The sequence below is a fragment of the Acinetobacter sp. MD2(2019) genome (assembly GCF_035615615.1).
In the GTDB taxonomy this organism is placed as follows: domain Bacteria; phylum Pseudomonadota; class Gammaproteobacteria; order Pseudomonadales; family Moraxellaceae; genus Acinetobacter.
This window is the reverse complement of record NZ_VTDU01000010.1, coordinates 57,062-78,085: the sequence shown is the minus strand read 5'-3', so window position 1 is coordinate 78,085 and position 21,024 is coordinate 57,062. Positions and strand designations below refer to the sequence as shown.

Sequence of the window (21,024 nt, the reverse complement as noted above, 5' to 3'; positions counted from 1 at the left end):
CATATTGCGGTATGACGCATCATTTTAATTAACAATGTTCATGCCATTGTGCTTGTTGTTTAAGCAGAGCCAAAGCTTCAATGCGTCGTTGAATCAGCATCTCGCCAATATCTGGGCCTTTAATATCGCTGGGTAAATCTTGGGCTTTAATGCTACGCACGCATTCAATGGCTTTATACAAATAATTGGCTTGTGGATAAGGGCGATGCTCTAAGCCTAAACGACCTCGTGCGTCACATTGGCAAGCCTGAATAAAAGCTTCAACGCGTTCAGGTCGGCGCAGGACATCCAATCGTTGCAATAAACGCCATAACGTTCCAGCTTTGAGTTTGAGTGCTTGATGGCACTTTAAGTGTTCTTTACACACCGCTAAGGCCAACTGCTTGGTTTGCGCAGGCACTTTTAAGCGATCTGACAATGCGGTTACAGGCGCAATGCCACGTTCTTCATGCAGAATGTGTCGTGGTAAAACATCGGCAGGGGTGAGTGCTTTGCCTAAGTCGTGCACTAAAACTGCAAAGCGGACATCTAAGCTATAATTTTCTTGGCAAGCTTGACGTAACGACAATAATGTGTGAATGCCACAATCAATTTCAGGATGAAATTCAGGCCGTTGTGGTACGCCAAATAAAGCATCAATTTCAGGGAAAAGTACCTTTAAAGCATCACATTCGCGTAAAACCTTAAAGTAAACATCGGCATTTTTTTCCATTAAGGCGCGTGATGTTTCTTTCCAAATCCGTTCAGGGGTTAAGCTATTCAATTCGCCTGAATGCGCAAGGCTTCGCATCAATTCAAGCGTTTCATCGGCAATGGTAAAGCCATACTCAGAATAGCGCGCTGCAAAACGGGCAACACGTAATACACGTAAAGGATCTTCAATAAAGGCATCCGACACATGGCGTAAAACTTTGTGTTTTAAATCTTGTGTGCCGTGGTAAGGGTCGTAAATTGTGCCGTGTTCATCTTGCGCAATGGCATTAATAGTTAAGTCGCGGCGAATTAAATCTTGTTCGAGTGTAATTTCAGGTGCGGTGTAAAACTCAAAACCATGGTAGCCCACACCTTGTTTACGTTCGGTGCGTGCAAGGGCATATTCTTCTTTGGTTTCAGGATGCAAAAATACGGGAAAATCTTTTCCCACAGGTTGATAGCCTTGAGCCAATAACTGCTCAGGCGTTGCACCAACAACCACATAATCCTTTTCGTGATAGGGGTGTCCTAGCAGTTGATCTCGAACTGCTCCACCGACTAAATAAATACGCATGAAAAAACCTCTATTCTGAAGGCAATCATGCTACAGAATAGAGGTTTACACAAGCCTGTTCAGTGTGCATTTGTGCAATGTTAAGCTTGTTGTTCCTGTTGGATTTCAGCCACAGTTAATGCAGTCATATTCACCAAACGACGGGTCGTTGTGGTTGGTGTTAAAATATGTACAGGTTTTGCCGCGCCTAATAAAATAGGTCCAATGGTCACGTTATTGCCTGAAGTTGACTTTAACAAGTTAAAGGAAATATTTGCAGCGTCTAGGTTTGGCATAATTAATAAGTTTGCTGAACCTTTAAAGCGTGAATTTGGGAATGCAAATTGACGGATACCTTCGTCTAATGCTGCATCACCGTGCATTTCGCCTTCAACCGCAAGTTCAGGTGCTTGTTCTGCAAGCAAGCGATACACTTCACGCATTTTTTGCGCGCTTGGATCGAATTCATTACTACCAAAGCTTGAATGCGACAACAATGCAACACGTGGTTCAATACCGAAACGACGCACTTCTTGAGCTGCTAAAATGGTCATTTCAGCCAATTGTTGCGCCGTTGGATTGGTGTTGACATAGGTGTCGGCAATAAACAAGTTACGATCTTCAAGCATTAAGGCATTTAAAGTAAAGAACGTGTTGCGGCCTTCTTGCAAACCAATCACATTTTTAACAAAGTCTAAATGGATGTCGTAACTTGAATAGGTTCCACACAACATTCCATCGGCTTGACCAAATTTAACCAACATGCTGGCAATTAAGGTTGAGCGACGACGTGCTTCACGCTGCGCATATTCAGGAGTGACCCCTTTGCGCTGCATGATGTTGTAATATTCATCGGCAAATTTTTGATAATCAGGATGATTTTCTTGATCAACAATTTCAATATTTTGACCATTGACTAAGCGCAAGCCAAGTTTTTGAATATTGGCTTCAATAATATGGGTACGACCCACCAAAATTGGGAAGGCCAAACCTTCATCGACCACCACTTGTGCGGCACGTAACACACGAACATCTTCACCTTCTGCATAAGCAATACGTTTTGGCGCACTTTTCGCTTGGGCAAAAATGGGTTTCATCATAAAGGCAGAGTTATAAACAAATTCTGACAATTGTTGATGATACGCAGTAAAGTCGGTAATTGGACGTGTCGCAACGCCTGAATCCATGGCTGCTTTGGCAACTGCAGGGGCAATTTCTAAAATTAAACGCTGATCTAGTGGGCCCGGGATAATATAGTCACGGCCAAACGATGCCGATTTTTCGCCATACGCAGCTGCATCTGCTTCAACATGCGCCATACGCGCAATGGCATGCACACAGGCAATTTTCATTTCTTCATTGATGGTGGTTGCACCGACATCTAATGCGCCACGGAAAATATACGGGAAGCACAGCGCGTTGTTGACTTGGTTTGGATAATCCGAACGACCGGTTGCCATAATTACGTCTGGGCGAACTTCATGGGCGTGTTCAGGTAAAATTTCTGGATCTGGATTGGCAAGTGCAAAAATGATTGGATTTTCAGCCATCACTTTGACCATTTCTTTAGTCAAAATGCCTGCTGCAGAAAGACCCAAGAACATATCCGCCCCTTGCATCACTTCTGCAAGTTGCGTTTCTGGAATATCTTGTACATATTCTTTTTTCGAATCATCTAAGCCTTGACGAGACGTAGTCAGTAAACCACGAGAGTCGGCAACAATGATGTTTTCTTTTTTTGCACCTAATGCGCGAAGCAAGTTTAAGCAAGATAGGGCGGCAGCGCCTGCACCTGACGCAACAATTTTAATATCTTCAATTTTTTTGCCAGTAAGTACTAAGGCATTTAATAATGCTGAACCCACAATGATTGAAGTGCCATGTTGATCGTCATGGAACACAGGAATGTTCATACGTTCACGCAATTTACGTTCAATATAAAAACATTCAGGTGCTTTAATATCTTCTAAGTTAATACCGCCAAATGTTGGCTCTAAAGCGGCAACGATATCGACAATTTTATCTGGGTCATTTTCTGCAATTTCGATGTCAAAAACGTCAACGCCTGCAAACTTTTTAAACAGAACGCCTTTGCCTTCCATGACTGGTTTAGACGCGAGTGGGCCAATATTACCCAAACCTAAAACGGCAGTCCCGTTACTCACCACAGCCACTAAATTACCACGTGCGGTATAACGCGCTGCGGTGGATGGATCGCGAGCAATTTCTAAACACGGTTCTGCAACACCTGGAGAATAGGCAAGCGCTAAGTCGCGTTGGTTACTTAACTGTTTGCTTGGTGTGACACTAATTTTACCTGGGCGTGGAAATTCATGATAATCCAATGCTTGTTGCTTAAGAGTTTGATCGTCCATTTGCGTTCCATATACGACAGTTGATACCAGAACATAACAAGCGTCTGGCAAAAAATTTAATCGAATATAGCATTAGTTTGTGGCTTCGGACAGTTCAAAAGTGCTTAATTTTTTGTATGTATAATGGTATTTCCATAAATTATGGTGATGATGCAATTGGGCTAGAGCCATTATTATTTCCTTAGTTATGAATAAAATACCGTTTTTTAATCTATGTTTTTAGTTTTTGATTAAATGATTTATTCAGTCATTAAAACCAAATCATCAAGATTTTTTTCCTTGCTTTGCTGCGGCGTATATCATGTTGATCAATACTTATTTTGCATTATGCCAACTGTGTTTTTAAAAGAATGTGAGCATGATATTTATTTGAATTTCTTATGAATTAAACCAAATTTATAGCTTTGCAGTTGATAAAAAAATTTAACTGCAAAGCCACTAAATCTTTAAAATATGAATTTACTCTGCAATATAGTTCAAAATGGACAGTGCCACTACAGGTGCAGTTTCGGTACGCAGCACACGTTCACCAAGACACCAATTTTGAAAACCTGCATTATTGGCAAGCTCAATTTCGTTTTCACTTAAGCCACCTTCAGGGCCAATCAGTAAGGCAACCTGCTCAATTTGATTGGCAGAAAGTTTTAAGGCTTGCTTATTTGGTGCAAGCACAAGTTTGGTTGAGGGTAAGCTTTGGTTTAACCAGTCTGTTAAAGAAATAGGCGCTAAAATTTCTGGCACTTTGTTTAAGCCACATTGTTCACACGCGGCTATGGCAACACTTTGCCAGTGGTCTAATTTTTTTTGGTCGCGGTCGTATTTTAAGCGCATTTCGCAGCGTTCGCTGGTTAATAGTTGAATTTGGGCTACGCCTAATTCGGTGGCTTTTTGAATGGCATAGTCCATGCGGTCGCCTTTACTCATGACTTGACCGAGCACGGCATGAAATTTGGGCGTTTTGTCGGCAGCATGAAATGACAAAACTTTTACAAAAGCATTTTTTTTGTTAATTTCATCCAGTTCAACCACATATTCACCACCTTTGCCATTAAACAAAGTGGATTGTTGATTCAACTGCGCTCTTAACACACGTACCCAGTGATGGAACACCGTTTCGGTCAATTCTAAGCGTTCACCAACGGTTAAGGCTGCTTCTATATAAAATCGACTCATAGGGGAGAACTCGTGTTAGGGCGTAAAATCAAAGAGGGTGGATTGCCAAACGATGGCATAGTCAGGGCTATTGTAACCTGAGTTAGAGAAGTTCGTCTTTTAAAATTTAATCACTTAATGTGTATTCTATTTGGAGTCTTACAGGTTGAATTAGATCTTTGTATCAGCTTCGGTTCGAGCTAAATTTTGTCGGGAAAAATAGGAAATACCATAATCATCTGCAAAACTTGCGCAAAGTTGTTATTTAAAAAACGCTATTTGAAAAAAGAATTTGGCATATTTGGCTTTGGCTAGAACACTGGCTTATAATAGTTGCGCGTAGCTTTATTGCTTTAAAATCAAGTTTCTTCGGTCTCGCTGAATTTATTCTGAAAAATAGCATCATGAATAAAAAGGGCAGACCTAAAAAGATCTGCCCTTAAAATAACTAAAGATCAATCTTAGTACTTATACGCATCCGCTTTAAATGGCCCTTCAACTGGCACACCTAAATAATCGGCTTGAACTTGGGTTAATTGGGTGAGTACACCGCCAAAACCTGCTACCATTGCGGCTGCAACTTCTTCGTCTAGTTTTTTCGGTAACAATTCAACGCGGATTTTTGCCGCTTTTTCTGCGTCTGGAAGGTCGGCAAATTTCTCATCAAATAAATACATTTGACCTAACACTTGGTTGGCAAAAGAACCATCCATGACACGTGAAGGGTGGCCTGTAGCATTTCCTAAATTCACTAAACGACCTTCAGAAAGCAAGATTAAATAATCATTTTCATTTTCTGAACGGTACACTTGGTGAACTTGTGGTTTCACTTCAACCCATTTGTAACCACGTAAATAGTTGGTGTCAATTTCAGTGTCGAAGTGACCGATGTTACATACAACCGCACCCGATTTTAGCGTGTCTAACATGGCAGAATCACACACATGGTAGTTCCCTGTGGTGGTCACAATCATGTCGGTATTTTGAAGAAGGTCTAAATTGATGTCTTCTTTTTTACCTGTTTGTACGCCATTTTTGTATGGAGAAACCACTTCGTAGCCATCCATGCACGCTTGCATAGCACAAATTGGATCAATTTCAGACACGCGAACAATCATGCCTTCTTGACGAAGTGACTGCGCTGAACCTTTACCCACATCGCCATAACCAATCACCAACGCACGACGACCAGACAATAACATGTCTGTACCGCGTTTAATCGCATCGTTGAGGGAGTGGCGGCAACCGTATTTGTTGTCATTTTTAGATTTGGTCACTGCATCGTTGACGTTAATTGCAGGAACTTTAAGTGAACCGTCTTTCCACATTTCGAACAAACGCGCTACGCCTGTGGTGGTTTCTTCGGTAATTCCGTGAATACCTGCCAATACATTTGGATATTTTTCATGAACCAATGCGGTTAAATCACCACCATCGTCCAAAATCATGTTGGCATCCCAAGGTGTGCCATTCACATTAATTTGTTGTTCTAAACACCAGTTATATTCTTCTTCAGTTTCACCTTTCCAAGCAAAAACTGGTACGCCGCTCGCTGCAATTGCTGCTGCGGCGTGGTCTTGAGTTGAGAAAATGTTACATGACGTCCAACGAACTTCTGCGCCCAATTCAACCAAAGTTTCAATTAAAACTGCAGTTTGAATGGTCATGTGAATACAGCCGAGAATTTTCGCGCCTGCCAGTGGTTTTGCTGCCGCATAGCGTTTACGCAAACCCATTAGAGCCGGCATTTCTGCTTCAGCCAATTTAATTTCTTTACGGCCGTAATCTGCAAGTGAAATATCGGCAACTTTATAATCTGTAAATGAAGCATTAACCGCGTTCATCACGATCTCCTTTCCTTGTAAAACGATTGATCATTCAGTTCGCGGATGCCGTTGTTGATCAGGATATCTTCATTTTAAAAACCTGACCGCAGCGCCGAGCCTAGCAAATTTACCTTTATAGGCCAGTAAATTGTTGCAGCATCCCTCGACTGGCAATATTGTACTTTGAAAAGACTTTAGTGCCAATCGGCTTTTGTTTATTATCGTGCCGAATATTTTAAGGAATTTGACTATGGCAATTGAGATCCCAGATGCATTAACCCATCTTGAAGCCAATTGTGGCGTATTTGCATTGTGGATGTTATTGCAACATCATGGGGTGCACATTGAAATTGCCGATTTAGCCCAAGCTTGCCGACACGATGCAGAAGAAGGTACTTTTACTATTGCTTTAAGTTTGGCATTAAAAAAATTGGGTTTTGATGTGTCGTTTTATACAGCACCTGATCCAAATATTAGTGCCAGTGAACGTCAATGTTATGCCGATGCCAAGGCGCTGAATATTCCTATAAAAGCAGCCTTAACTTATGCCGAAATTCAGCACTCAATTGAGCAAGGTAATATGGCAATTGTCTATTACGACACCTTAGATGGCATTGGAAATCAATCTTTGGTGTATTCAATAGATGACCGCGAGATTTGTTTTTTTGACAGTTTCGAGTCGATGCCTAAACAGATTTTTGAGCAACAACGCCATGCAGAAGGCATTTGCGCGCAGGCGATTTTAATTGATGATCGAAGCTTTGTGCCGAATGCTATTCGTTCCAATTAATTGAAATGGAGTGGATCAATTAATACGTGTGATCCACTCAAATGCAGGTTTAAAAATATTTTAAAATCGCAATATGTTTATTTTGGTGTTTGAATTTTGAGAATCTCACCACCGCAGGATACAGCAAGACCATTAAAATAACGCTGATCATCCACAGTTGATAAACCTCCGAAACACCAAAATATTGCCCCTGATTTGCTCCCCAAATTTGAAATGCCATTAAATATAAAGCTTTAAGTACATAGAGGTGCAGCACATAAAAAAACATCGGCACTGAACCTAAAACAATGAGCGGACGTAGCCACGTTTTATGCTCAAATTTGTTTAATCCAAGTAAACATAAAATACCTAAACTGCCATTCCATAAAATAAAAAATAACGAAGGTGGGTATTTGGTTAAATTAAAAAAGCTCATCATACTTTGGCTGATGTTGCCTAAATGTTGCCAAGGTTGGTCGCCGTAAATATTTAGTCCGCGCATCACGAAAAAAATGCCCAATCCAGATAAAGCAAATTTAAGTAGTTTTTGATTACGTTCAAGGCAACTTATGCCATCTTTAAAGCAGGCATGTCCTAAGCAATAGCCAAGTGTAATCACCCCAATCCACGGTAAAACAGGATAGGTGGTGCGAAGGCGCAGAGAATCAGAGATTTCAATCCATCCACGATGATGCAAAACATTCCAAAATGCTTGCAGCGTTTCTGATTGAAAATGGATGTGGTCTAAAGTGTTGTGCAAAAATATAATGCCTAGTGCCAATATCCAAAGTAGTTTCTTGGATAAGCCAATAAGTAAACTTAATGCCAACATGCTAATACCAATGGCCCAAATCACTTGTAAATATAAGGCATCGGGCGGGAATTTTGCCGTCCATGCAAAATTAATGACCGTGAGTTCAAGCCCAATTAAAAATAAACCGCGTTTGAGTAAAAAGTCGCGGGTCATGTTTAAGCCGTATTTTTGTTGATACAAAAACGCCGAAAGCCCGGTAAGCAAAACAAAAACTGGCGCGCAAAGGTGGGCGAGTGAACGGCTGATAAATAAATCTGGCTCAAGTTGATCGATCTGCATGGGGTCGCTGACTTGATGATGTAAATAAAAAGTTTCACGCACATGGTCAAGCAGCATAATGAGCATGACCAAGCCACGTAAGGCATCAATTGCCTGTAAACGTTGGTTAGGAGCTGACATAATATAAAATGAATATGTGTTTTTATGTTTTGTTATACTATAACAAAATACAGTGATGTAAAAGAGAATTATTCAAATAATCTGAATAGATACAACAGGCTAAATTTGCTTTTATTTTAAACCGCATCAATGTATTCAAAACGCTTTCGTGATTTTGTCAAAGGTAGGGCTGTTTAGATGATGTATTTTACTTTTTGGTAAAATAGACTTAATCTAAATTTTAGATATTTAACGTTTAAATCAGACAAAAACACTCGGATTAATGTGTTGATATTTATAGAAATATATCTTTTAAAGTGAGACGAATCGGCATATTGTATAAACATGACATTATGAACAATTATTGAATAATAAATGCGGAGAAGAACTGTGGAAAAAATCACAGCAAAATTTAATCACATCTTAGAAACATCAGAAAATTTCGGTAAGGTTGAGCATCAACCCGATGCCAGTCGCGAAGCGGTAACTAATACCGCAGACAAAACATTTCCCAATGCCGACTATATGGGCAATTATCAGCGTAATCGCGCCGTGCCCACGCAATCGTACGCCAACAGTAAAGTCTATATTGTCGGCAGTGGCATTGCGGGATTATCTGCGGCGTATTATTTTATTCGAGATGGTGCGATTCCAGCCGAAAATATTACCTTTTTAGAGCAATTGAGTGTGGATGGTGGTTCGCTCGATGGTGCAGGCAATGCCAAAGAGGGTTATCTTATTCGTGGCGGCCGCGAAATGGACAATTCTTATGACAACATTTGGAATATTTTTCAGGATATTCCTGCCTTAGAGTTGCCTGAACCGTATAGTGTTTTAGATGAATATCGATTATTGAATGATCACGACAGTAACTATTCAAAATCTCGTTTAATTCATCAACAAGGTCAAGTTCAAGACTTTAGCCGTTTTGGTTTAAGCAAAAAAGACCAATTGGCCATGCTGAAGTTGCTGTTAAAGAAAAAAGAACAATTAGATGACATCACCATCGAACAATATTTTAGTCAAAGTTTTTTAGACAGTAATTTTTGGATGTTGTGGCGCACCATGTTTGCCTTTGAAAATTGGCATAGCGTGCTTGAATGTAAATTGTATATGCACCGCTTTTTACATGACTTAGACGGTTTACACGATTTATCTGTGGTGGTTTTCCCAAAATATAACCAATACGATACCTTTATTCGCCCGCTACGAAATGATTTGAACAAAAAAGGCGTCAAAATCCAATTAGACACTTTGGTGCAAGACTTAGAGCTAGAACAACACGGTGATGAAAAAATTGTGCGCGCCTTGTTGGTACAGCACAATGGCAAATCTGAGCGGATTGAAATTGACGCCAAAGATTTTGTAATTATCACCACTGGTTCAATGACTGAAGACACCGCCTACGGTAACAATACCACCGCAGCGATTGATTTATCCCAACCGAAAGTCAGTGGTCAAAGTGCAGGTTGGCAACTTTGGAAAAATTTAGCGGACAAAAGCCCTGTTTTTGGTCGGCCAGAAAAATTTTGTCAGGATATTTCCCGTTCGGCTTGGCAGTCAGTGACCTTAACCTGTAAGCCTTCGGCTTTTGTAGACAAGCTCAAACAATACGCGGTCAATGACCTATATTCAGGTAAAACCGTAACAGGCGGTATTATTAGTATTACCGATTCAAATTGGTTAATTAGCTTTACTTGTAACCGTCAACCGCATTTTCCAACGCAACCGAACGATGTTTTGGTGATTTGGGTTTATGCTTTGTTTATGGATAAAACCGGCAATTACATACAAAAAACCATGCCTGAATGTACCGGTAACGAAATTTTGACTGAATTGTGTTATCACTTGGGAATTTTAGACCAAGTGGATGATGTCATTGCCAATACAATTACTCGTTCAGCCTTTATGCCATATATCACCTCGATGTTTATGCCACGTGCCAAAGGTGACCGTCCAGAAGTTGTGCCGCACGGTTGCAAAAATTTAGGCTTGGTCGGACAGTTTGTTGAAACCAAAAATGATATTGTATTTACCATTGAAAGTTCTGCACGAACAGGGCGTTTAGCGGTGTATCAGTTGCTTAATTTAGACAAACAAGTGCCAGATATCGCGCCGTTACAATACGATATTCGTCAAATTTTAAAAGCAGCCAAAGCCCTCAATGATGGTGGCTCATTCCCAGGTGAATGGTTGTTAACCCATCTGTTAAAAGGAACGTATTACGAGCATATTTTGCCTGCATCTTCAAAATTGCATTCACAGCCCTTTGTATTTAAAAATGCCTTTAAGGAATTGAAGCAGTGGAAAAAGTGGTTTAAATAACTGGGTATATCTTATAAAAAAGCCTCTAAAAATAGAGGCTTTTTTATTGCTTAAGGTGAGTTATTCAATATCGGGATGTTGCTTGGCTAGGTTTTCACGTTTACCTTGCAAGGCTTCAATTTGCTGATCTAACTGTTCAATTTTTTGCTCAATATTATCGTGATATTGAACCAATAATTCTTCAGCTTCTTCCGTATCAATCGCCATAGGTTTGGCACCTTTTAGCGGTAAATTGGCTGTTTCTTTTAAATACAGCGCAGTAATAATTCCGAAAACACCACACACCATTAAGTAGTAAGCCGGCACCATAATATCGTGCGTGGTTTCAACTAAAGCAGCCGTTACCGTAGGTGTAACACCTGCAATGACCACAGAAATATTAAATGCAATGGCTAATGCACTGTAGCGAATTTCGGTTGGAAAAAGGGCGGGCAGGGTTGATGCCATCACACCAATCAGCATATTTAATGACAGCGCTAAAATAAGTAGACCACAGAAAATTAAACCAATGTTGTCGCTATCGAGTAATTTGAAGGCAGGATATGAAAACAATACCAATGCAATGCTACCGATAAACACAAAAGGGCGACGACCAATTTTATCACTTAATAGCCCGACAACTGGTTGTACAAACAGCATCCCAACCATAACGGCAATAATAATGAGTACGCCGTGATCTTCTGAATAGCCTAAGTTGTGTGAGAAATAACTTGGCAAGTAGGTAAGCAGCATGTAATAGGTTACGTTCGTACAAATTACTAAGCCGACACAAACCAGAAGGCTACGTTTATATTGGGTAATAATTTGCTTAAAGCTAATTTTTTGTGGCTTTTTAATCTGCGCTTGGTCTTCACTATGTGCTTGAAATGCTGGAGTTTCATCTAAAGAGTGACGTAAGTATAGACCAATCATACCCAGCGGGAGCGCTAAATAAAACGGAATGCGCCAACCCCATTCCATAAATGCTGCTTCACCCACAATAAAAGTAATGGCCGACACAACACCCGCACCGACCACAAAACCTAAAATTGAACCAAAGTCGAGCCAACTGCCCATAAAGCCGCGTTTACGGTCGGGCGAGTATTCCGCCACAAAAATGGCAGCGCCGGCATATTCACCGCCCACAGAAAAACCTTGGGCAATTTTCACAATCAGCAACAGCAGGGGTGCCCAAATGCCAATACTTTCATACGATGGAATCAGACCGATACCAAACGTACTCACCGACATAATAATAATGGTCATCGCCAAGACTTTTTGACGGCCGTATTTGTCGCCTAAGCGTCCAAAGAATAAACCACCTAATGGTCTGAAAATAAAAGGAATAGAGAAAGTAGCAAGCGCGGCAATCATTTGTACGCTTGGAGATGAGTGCGGGAAGAAAATTTTCCCTAACACGTAGGCAACGTAACCATAGACACCAAAATCAAACCATTCAATTGCATTGCCCAAAGCCGCCGCTTTAATGGCTTTTTTGGTTTTTTCGTAATCGACAATTGCAATATCGTCAATTTGAAGTGGTTTTGTTCTTTTTTTAAATGGGCGCATTTATAATTCCCCTAAATGCAATGTCTTCTGTTGGTTTTTGATTAATCCAAATACCGAAACAACATCGTTTACAAGTTTCTAAAATGCGATATTTAGCTAAATCATTTTCAAAAAATGAGAATAGTTCGAGATTGTAATCTACACTCTTTTTTGAAAATATATAAATATCAATGAATTATTATTTTACGATGGATTGACTGCGTGATCTGTAGCGTGATGATGAATAAAATGTATTCATTTATTTTAATTTATGTAACTTCACTAGTTTGTATGAGTTTATTTGTGTTAATGGTTGACTTGTGTATATTTTAATCAATTTAATGTTTTTTGTGAGATGTTTTTGTTTTTTACTTGGCTATGAAGATTTAAATGGTTTTTTGTTTGAATGATTTTAAGGCATAAAATATAAGCAACTTTTGAGCGTGTTCTGTATTTTTATTTAGGTGAATTATGCCAAATTTTAGTGTAGCTGTAGTTGGTGGGGCATTGATTGGGCTTGCTACGGTGGGCTATTTATATGTCAACGGACGTATTGCGGGAATCAGTGGATTAATTGCAGAGCGATTGCAATTCAAATTGATATTCAGTGGTTCTGGTTTTTGGTTTTTATGTGGACTACTTTTTGTATCATTCATCTATGGGCGATTTACTCAACCTGCAATTGTAATTCAAGATTCTCCTTTGATATTGATGATTGCTGGGCTATTGGTTGGATTCGGAACACGCTTAGGTTCTGGGTGTACCAGTGGTCATGGTATTTGTGGAATTAGTCGTTTGTCTTTCAGGTCTATTTTTGCCACGATTTTATTTATTATGACAGGAATGCTGACCGTATATGTAATCAGACATGTAATGGGAGCCATGCAATGAAAAATGGCTTCGCTTTCTTGTTTGGTTGTTTATTTGGCTTAGGGCTATTAATTTCTGGCATGTCGAATCCAGAGAAGGTTTTAAATTTTTTAGACATTTTTGGTCAATTTGATTCTAGCTTAATCTTTGTGATGGTTGGGGCAATTGCCGTTACAATTATTCCATTTCAAAAAGCGAAGCGGCATCCTAAAACGTTGTTCAATGATGATATTTCATTGCCAGAAAATAGAAAAATTGACTTGAAGTTAATTGTTGGTGCGACGATGTTTGGTGTTGGATGGGGGATTGCGGGCATTTGCCCAGCACCTGCATTAACTTTAATTGGTTTAGGATATATTCAAATTTTATATTTTATTGCCGCAATGTTGGTTGGAATGTGGCTACATCGTATTTGGTTTCGCTAATTTTTTAGCACGGTTACTCAATTAAACCAACAGACATCTAATCTATATAAGCTTTGCTATTGTTGAATATCTTTGACTTTAAATTACTATAAATATTTGTTTTTAATATATAATTTATGTTCATCAATATTATTTACAATGTTCTTAACCCTAAAAAGATGTGTAATATTTGATTTTGGCATGGATGTAAAACGCCTAATGATTTACACATATTGGCTTAAAATTGTGAGAATACAGTGATTATTTAGATTAGATTCTGATTTGAAAAGATGAATATCAATTTTTTGATTTTAATGATTGATTTGTAATGATAATTCCAAAAATAATACACATACCTCCCACGATGCTTGAATGAGAAATCGATTCATTAAGAAGGAGTGCGCCGAGCAATACTGCCGTTAATGGATTTAGCGCAATAAATGTACCTGCCTGTGTTGAACCAATGCTTTGGATTGCATCGTAATACCAAATATAAGCAAGGGCAGAACCAATTGCACCTAAGTAAATTAAGCTACTTAGAGTTTGTAAAGATATTGTTGAAAGTACCATGAGATTGATTTGACCATTCAACCCTGCATCAATGAGTAATAATGCTGTACCGATATAAATTGAATAGGTGACGGTGTGTAATGAACCAATTTCAGCCACAATTTTCTTGCTTAAAAGACTGTAACAGACCCAGCTTAACACGCAGCCAAAAATTAGCCCGTCACCTAGCCAATGGTGTGGTGCTGTAATGCTCGAATTTGAGTTTTTACTCATAATGACAACTGAGGCCCCAATTAAACATAAGCCAATTCCTAACATTTTAAATCTAGAGATTTTTTCTCGATAAAATATAAAAGAACAAATAGCCATAATTGCAGGATTAGATGCAACAATCAGTGAAGCACGAGAAGCGCTGATATATTGTAGTCCATAAAAGAAACACAGGTTATAGATATAAATTCCACAGCATCCCAGTCCTAAAAGTGTCAGTGCTTGGGAAAAATTAATTCTTTTGAAGCCAGACCCAAACAAGGCGAGAAATGCAGTTAGGCTTAAACTTGCAATTAAAAATCTCGAGCTTGATGCCAACAGTGGGGGGATATCAGCAGAAATGGAACGGCCTGCAACAAAAGTTCCTCCCCATATTGCCGCAACGACAGCTAATTTGATGTAGGTGATGTATAAAGAATTTGATGATATGAGTTGTTTGAGCATAGTTTCGTTTCAATTAGGATGAATGATGAGGCAAGCACGTTTATGCAATATTTGCCGCGCTTTGTTTTGTTGATATATTTATCTAGATGCAAAATCATATGGAAATGAGGAATTACTCATAATGAAAAAAAAATGACATTTACCCAATTAGAAATATTGAATGCTGTGGTAGAAAGACAGGGTTTTTCAACGGCAGCCGCACAATTACGTATATCTCAATCTGCGGTTTCTCATGCTATTAAAGCGTTGGAAGATGAGTTAGGTGTGACCTTGCTTAATCGTCAAGCAGGTGGTGTGGTATTAACAGATATTGGCACTTGTTTGATTCAACGCGCACGAATGATTTTGGGTTTGGCTGAAACGATGAAACAAGAAGCGGCAGATGCTCGTGGAATGAAGCTTGGTACTTTAAGTATTGGTTCATTTGGCGCAACCTCATCAATCAAATTAATTCCAAAAATTTTAGATGTTTATCGGCAGCATTATCCAAACATTGAAATTCATGTGCATGAAGGTTCAGATGAGCAAGTGCTACAATGGCTGATGGATCGAAAAATAGACATTGGTTTTGTAACTTTACCTGAAGAAAGGTTCGACACTTATCCGTTAATTGAAGATCAAATGGTGGTGTTATTACCAAAACAGCATCCTTTAAGTTTTAAGATGCATTTAGAATTAAAAGACTTGTGTCAGGATCCTTTTATTTTGACAGAAGCGGGTTCTGGTAGGTTGGTGTCAAACTTATTTTTATCTCAAAAGTTACAACCGAATATTCGTTATCGAAGCACACAATTGATGAGTACATTTGCAACAGTTACACGCGGTGAAGCAATTACTGTGATTGCCGAGTCGGCATTGCCAAATGATGTAGCATTAGATTTTATAACAAGAAGTTTAACACCCACAGTGAGGCGTTCTGTTGGATTGGCAGTAATTGATGAGCGGCAAGCTTCGCCAGCAGCAAAACGATTTATTCACCTCGCCAAAAGTATTTTTTCTATTTGAAAAATAACCATTACCGCTTGTTGTGCAGTATACGTTTCTTCGATGATTTGAACCGTACCAAGTGATTATCAGTACGGTTCAATGCGGATAGGGTTGATTAAGCCGTTACATTCACTGCTTTAGCACGGGCTTTGTGCAGTTTTTTATAGCTTTCAATTAAGCGTAAATGACGATCAAGTCCTTCAAGTTGCATATTGGTTGGGGTTAAGCCATAAAAGCGTACTGTTCCTTCGACTGAACCTATCACCGCATCCATACGCTCATTGCCAAACATGCGACGGAAGTTGGTTTCGTAATCTTCCAGTTCCATGTCATCGTCTAGCAAGACTTCTAAGACTACATTCATGCATTGATAAAATAATCCGCGTTCAACGGTGTTGGTATTATATTGCAAGAAGGTTTCTACCAATTCTTTAGCCTCTTCAAATTGCTCAAGTGCTAAATAAATCAGTAATTTTAATTCAAGAATGGTCAGTTGTCCCCAAACCGTATTGTCATCAAATTCAATGCCAATTAAGGTGGCAATTTCGGTATAGTCATCCAACTCGCATTCTTCTAAACGTTCAACCAACGCTTCAAGTTGGGCTTGATCTAAACGATGCAGATTTAAAATATCTTCACGGAAGGCGAGTGCTTTGTTGGTATTGTCCCAAATTAAATCTTCAACCAAATAAATTTCAGAATAATCTGGCACTAAAATACGACATGCCGTTGCGCCTAAATGCTGATACACCGCCATATAGGCTTCTTTGCCCATATCTTCTAAAATGCTAAATAATTCAGCCGCTTCTTCTTCGGTTGAATATTCACCATCGTTGGTGAAATCCCACTCTACAAAATCGTAATCCGATTTTGCACTAAAGAATCGCCAAGACACTAAGCCTGTTGAATCAATGAAATGTTCAACAAAGTTATTTGGTTCAGTGACTGCTTCAGATTGAAAAGTCGGCTGCGGTAAATCATTTAAGCCTTCAAAACTACGCCCTTGTAATAGTTCGGTCAGGCTGCGCTCTAATGCCACTTCAAATTTTGGATGTGCACCAAAAGAAGCAAAAATACCGCCCGTACGTGGGTTCATTAGAGTCACGCACATGACAGGGAAATCACCGCCCAAAGAGGCATCTTTGACTAAAACAGGGAAGCCTTGTTCTTCTAAACCTTGAATGCCTGCCACAATACTTGGATATTTGGCCAAAACGTCTTGTGGTACGTCAGGTAAGGCAATTTCACCTTCTAAAATTTCACGTTTCACCGCACGTTCAAAAATTTCAGATAAACATTGCACTTGCGCTTCAGCCAACGTGTTGCCGGCGCTCATGCCATTACTTAAATATAAGTTTTCAATCAGGTTCGATGGGAAATACACCACTTCTTGGTCGGATTGACGTACAAAAGGCAATGAACAAATGCCACGTTCGGTATTGCCTGAGTTGGTATCGTACAAATGCGTACCGAGTAGTTCATCCTCTGGATTATAAATTTCTAGGCAGTATTCATCTAAAATTTCTTTCGGCAACTCGCCATTTGGGCCCGGTTGAAACCATTTTTCGTCTGGATAATGCACGAACGCGGCATTGGCAATCTCTTCGCCCCAGAATTGATCGTTATAGAAGAAGTTGCAGTTTAAACGTTCAATAAATTCGCCCAAAGCCGATGCCAAAGCACTTTCTTTGGTCGAGCCTTTGCCGTTGGTAAAACACATTGGCGACTGCGCATCGCGAATATGTAAAGACCAAACATTGGGGACGATATTGCGCCAAGACGCAATTTCAATCTTCATGCCCAAGTTGGCTAAAATGCCCGACATATTGGCAATGGTTTCTTCAAGCGGTAAATCTTTACCAGCAATATATGTACTATTTTCTGAATGAGTATTAGGCATCAACAACGCTTGTGCATCGGCATCAATGCTAGAGACTTCTTCAATAACAAATTCAGGGCCTGTTTGAATGACTTTTTTAACAGTACAGCGATCAATCGAACGTAAAATGCCTTGGCGGTCTTTTTCTGAAATATCGGTTGGTAATTCAACCTGAATTTTAAAAATTTGTTTATAGCGGTTTTCAGGGTCAACAATATTGTTTTGTGACAAACGAATATTGTCGGTTGGAATATCACGAGCAGCACAATAAACTTTAACAAAATAGGCAGCGCAAAGAGCAGACGAGGCTAAGAAATAATCGAATGGGCCTGGTGCAGAACCATCCCCTTTATAACGAATCGGCTGATCGGCAATGACGCTAAAGTCATCAAACTTTGCCTCTTGTCGAAGATTGTCGAGATAATTAACCTTGATTTCCATGCGAGCACCTAAATATTCAGATATGTTGTAAGCACATCTAATTGCAAATATTGATCTATAAGCCGAATCGCAGATAAGAAATTGACTTAAAAAACAGTCACTAAAGTGATTTAGCTGTATTCACTACAACCAGCCCTGACTTTAATGGGGCTCTATTATAGAAGTATTTTTGCTAATTGATAACGTTTGTCGGTTTTTATGCGTGATTTATACAACAACTCGGCTCAAGCGTTGTTATAAAAGACGGCTTTACACGCAAATGTTGTGCTAACGGTAAAGAAGACGATTCCGATGAATCTATTTATAGCACAAAGCAAATAAGTTTCATTTACGAAAACTATAATGTGAAAATTAAACAGGTCTTTTATTTTAAAACAGTCGAAGCAGGGATAAAAATTTAAACGATATTTGGGTAGATGAAATGTAATGACATGATCGTGTGACACAAACATTTTTATGATTGATCTGCCAGCCAAAAATCCGATTGCTTTAGACACAACTATTTTAAACCAAGGCTATTTTTTAATGGAACAATAAATGACATTTAAGCAACTTGCATTGATCAGTATTTTATCGGCATCGTCAGTTTTCTCGGGGCAAGCTTTTGCAGCCGAACAGGTGCCGGCACAAGAATTTTTTGTAGGGACATGGACCAGTGAAAATCCAAGTCTCGTGCCGAGTGTGACTGAAAGTCAGGGCATTTATCGGGTACGATTAAATGCGGACGGCTCACTCATTCCTTTAAGTTCAACTCCGAGCATGAGTCCATCATGGCTGACGTTATCTAAAAATCAACAAGTGTTGTATAGCACCAATGAAGATGGTCGCGACAAAAATGGTGAAATTTCTGCTTTTCAAATTCACGCAAATGGCACTTTAAAATTATTAAATCGGGTCGATAGCCAAGGGCAGCAACCTGCACATGCCGAAGTTTCTCCAGATGAAAAGTATCTTTTAATTTCGAATTATGCTGTGAATGGTCGGGGTGCGGGCGTTGCCATATTTGCATTAAAGCAAGATGGTTCGATTGGGCCGTTAGTGCAAAAGATTGCATTTAGTCAAGGCAGTCAAGTCATTGCAAAACGCCAAGACAGTGGACATGCGCATTCGGTAACCTTTACACCCGATGGCAAAAATGTATTTTTGGCCGATTTAGGCGCAGATGTGATTCGAGCTTATGCCTATCAGCCCAATGCAAAAATGCCATTAAAAGCAATGCCTGAACAAGACTTACGTTTTTCTGCAGGCAGTGGACCACGGCATTTATTGTTCTCAAAAAATGGTGAATACGCTTATGCAACCACCGAAATGGCGGCACAAGTTACAGTATTTGCTAAAAAAGCAGGAAAGTATCAATTACTGCAACAAGAGAACTTAACCACAAAAACTGATGCAGAGGCTAAAAGTGCATCAGGTTTGATTTTTTCACCCGATGGAAAGTTTTTGTACGTAGGCAACCGTGGCAAAAGCAATGAAATTGTGGTGTATGCTGTGGATGCTACGAGTGGTCAATTAACTTTGTCAGGGCGTTACAGCAGCAGTGGTGTGGAACCACGCGCTTTTGCTTTTGACCAAACTGGCACTTATTTGTTGGTATCGAATGTTTTTAGCAATACCGTTTCTGCATTTAAACGGAACCCTGTGGATGGTTCACTAACGCCCACCCACGTTGCATTACAAATTGGGCACCCCACAGATATTAAATTTATGACGAAATAATTTAGCCATTCGTAAAATAAAAAAACCTCTCGAATGCGAGAGGTTTTTTTATTTGATTTTAGCGTTTAAGCTTCAATTGCCTGAATGGCAATTTTTTTGGCAGGATCAGTTTTGCGACGTACCGCAGGAACGGGTTCGCCGTAATATTGACGGTCGGCAAAATAACTTGAACGCACCATTGGTGCAGACCAAATGTTTCTAAAGCCGAGTTTACGCCCATGTTCAGCATAACGCTCGAACTCTTCTGGGGTCACAAAACGGTCGAGTGGGGCATGTTGTTTAGATGGCTGCAAATACTGACCAATAGTCACATAATCCACACCGTGCGCATGTAAATCATCAAGCAGTGAAATCACTTCTTCTTCTGTTTCGCCTAAACCGACCATTAAACCGCATTTGGTTGGTACATCTGGGCAATATTCTTTAAACATTTTCAGGAGTGTTAACGAGTGCTGATAGTCTGAACCCGGACGCATGGCTTTATAAAGACGCGGTACGGTTTCAATATTGTGGTTGAAAACGTCGGGTGGGCATTCAGTCATAATACGCAGTGCGACATCCATACGACCACGGAAGTCAGGCACTAAAATTTCTAATAAGGTTTTTGGACTTAAAGCGCGGGCTTCTTTAATACAGTCGACAAAATGTTGTGCACCACCATCGAGTAGGTCGTCACGGTCAACTGAGGTAATTACGGCATATTTCAAGTTTAAGTTTGAAATGGTTTCTGCCATGTGGCGTGGTTCATCGGCATCGAGTGCATTTGGACGGCCATGTGCAACATCACAAAATGGACAACGGCGGGTACAAATATCGCCCATAATCATAAAGGTTGCGGTGCCACCACCGAAGCATTCAGGCAAGTTTGGGCAGGCAGCTTCTTCACATACGGTATGTAATTTTTGAGCGCGTAACGTGGTTTTAATGCGTTGCACTTCTTCTGGTGCAGTCATTTTCACGCGAATCCAATCGGGTTTACGCGGCACTTCAACCGTAGGAATCACTTTTACAGGAATCCGAGCGACTTTTTCTGCGCCACGTAGTTTGACCCCTTGTTCAGGTTTACGGTTACTTGTCATATTCAACTT

Annotated in this window: 15 protein-coding genes; 6 read left to right on the top strand and 9 right to left on the bottom strand. The window is 39.9% G+C overall.

All coding sequences use genetic code 11. The annotated features are described in order from the left end of the window. Positions 1–28: 28 nt before the first annotated feature. From I2F62_RS07310 to ahcY, 4 genes are all read right to left on the bottom strand, one after another. Positions 29–1,267 carry a multifunctional CCA addition/repair protein gene (locus I2F62_RS07310; protein WP_324626362.1) on the bottom strand — a complete coding sequence of 413 codons (1,239 nt, stop codon included), beginning with the start codon at positions 1,265–1,267 and terminating at the stop codon, positions 29–31. 80 nt (positions 1,268–1,347) lie between these two features. Continuing rightward, the gene (locus tag I2F62_RS07305; RefSeq protein ID WP_324626361.1) at positions 1,348–3,621 is read right to left on the bottom strand and encodes an NADP-dependent malic enzyme; all 2,274 of its coding nucleotides are present in this window, start codon (positions 3,619–3,621) and stop codon (positions 1,348–1,350) included. A gap of 459 nt (positions 3,622–4,080) precedes the next feature. Further along, on the bottom strand, positions 4,081–4,794 hold the full coding sequence (locus I2F62_RS07300) for a 16S rRNA (uracil(1498)-N(3))-methyltransferase (RefSeq protein ID WP_324626360.1): 714 nt from the start codon (positions 4,792–4,794) through the stop codon (positions 4,081–4,083). Positions 4,795–5,234: 440 nt separating this feature from the next. Continuing rightward, entirely contained in the window at positions 5,235–6,617 is a 1,383-nt protein-coding gene (gene ahcY / locus I2F62_RS07295; protein ID WP_324626359.1) for an adenosylhomocysteinase, read from the bottom strand. Between the two features lie 232 nt (positions 6,618–6,849). On the opposite strand from ahcY, the gene I2F62_RS07290 reads away from it, so the two are divergent. Then, positions 6,850–7,389, top strand: a complete 540-nt coding sequence (locus I2F62_RS07290) for a cysteine peptidase family C39 domain-containing protein (RefSeq protein WP_324626358.1) — start codon at positions 6,850–6,852, stop codon at positions 7,387–7,389. Between the two features lie 49 nt (positions 7,390–7,438). Here I2F62_RS07290 and I2F62_RS07285 read toward each other — a convergent pair whose 3' ends face one another. Beyond that, positions 7,439–8,581 carry a DUF1624 domain-containing protein gene (locus I2F62_RS07285; RefSeq protein WP_324626357.1) on the bottom strand — a complete coding sequence of 381 codons (1,143 nt, stop codon included), beginning with the start codon at positions 8,579–8,581 and terminating at the stop codon, positions 7,439–7,441. Between the two features lie 369 nt (positions 8,582–8,950). Here I2F62_RS07285 and I2F62_RS07280 point away from each other — a divergent pair, with 369 nt between their 5' ends. Beyond that, the gene (locus tag I2F62_RS07280; RefSeq protein WP_324626356.1) at positions 8,951–10,885 is read left to right on the top strand and encodes an oleate hydratase; all 1,935 of its coding nucleotides are present in this window, start codon (positions 8,951–8,953) and stop codon (positions 10,883–10,885) included. Positions 10,886–10,945: 60 nt separating this feature from the next. Here I2F62_RS07280 and proP read toward each other — a convergent pair whose 3' ends face one another. Next, positions 10,946–12,433, bottom strand: coding sequence for a glycine betaine/L-proline transporter ProP (gene proP / locus I2F62_RS07275; RefSeq protein ID WP_324626355.1), 1,488 nt, complete (start codon positions 12,431–12,433; stop codon positions 10,946–10,948). A gap of 450 nt (positions 12,434–12,883) precedes the next feature. Between proP and I2F62_RS07270 the strand changes: the two genes are divergently transcribed. Then, the gene (locus tag I2F62_RS07270; protein WP_324626354.1) at positions 12,884–13,303 is read left to right on the top strand and encodes a YeeE/YedE family protein; all 420 of its coding nucleotides are present in this window, start codon (positions 12,884–12,886) and stop codon (positions 13,301–13,303) included. Next, the gene (locus tag I2F62_RS07265) at positions 13,300–13,707 is read left to right on the top strand and encodes a DUF6691 family protein (RefSeq protein WP_324626353.1); all 408 of its coding nucleotides are present in this window, start codon (positions 13,300–13,302) and stop codon (positions 13,705–13,707) included. The genes I2F62_RS07270 and I2F62_RS07265 overlap by 4 nt, the downstream gene beginning before the upstream one ends. Positions 13,708–13,983: 276 nt before the next feature. On the opposite strand, the gene I2F62_RS07260 is transcribed toward I2F62_RS07265, so the two are convergent. Next, positions 13,984–14,910 (bottom strand): DMT family transporter, encoded by a 927-nt coding sequence (locus I2F62_RS07260; protein WP_324626352.1) that lies wholly within the window; start codon positions 14,908–14,910, stop codon positions 13,984–13,986. Between the two features lie 132 nt (positions 14,911–15,042). Between I2F62_RS07260 and I2F62_RS07255 the strand changes: the two genes are divergently transcribed. After that, positions 15,043–15,915, top strand: a complete 873-nt coding sequence (locus tag I2F62_RS07255) for a LysR family transcriptional regulator (protein WP_324626351.1) — start codon at positions 15,043–15,045, stop codon at positions 15,913–15,915. Between the two features lie 97 nt (positions 15,916–16,012). Here the strand turns inward: I2F62_RS07255 and I2F62_RS07250 are convergent, their stop codons facing one another. After that, positions 16,013–18,217, bottom strand: a complete 2,205-nt coding sequence (locus I2F62_RS07250) for an OsmC domain/YcaO domain-containing protein (protein WP_324626350.1) — start codon at positions 18,215–18,217, stop codon at positions 16,013–16,015. A gap of 537 nt (positions 18,218–18,754) precedes the next feature. Here I2F62_RS07250 and I2F62_RS07245 point away from each other — a divergent pair. Beyond that, complete coding sequence (locus I2F62_RS07245; protein WP_324626349.1) at positions 18,755–19,936, top strand: lactonase family protein; 1,182 nt, start codon at positions 18,755–18,757, stop codon at positions 19,934–19,936. 65 nt (positions 19,937–20,001) lie between these two features. On the opposite strand, the gene lipA is transcribed toward I2F62_RS07245, so the two are convergent. After that, positions 20,002–21,015: a lipoyl synthase gene (gene lipA, locus I2F62_RS07240; protein WP_324626348.1), complete on the bottom strand. Its 1,014-nt coding sequence runs from the start codon at positions 21,013–21,015 to the stop codon at positions 20,002–20,004. Between the last annotated feature and the right edge of the window lie 9 nt (positions 21,016–21,024).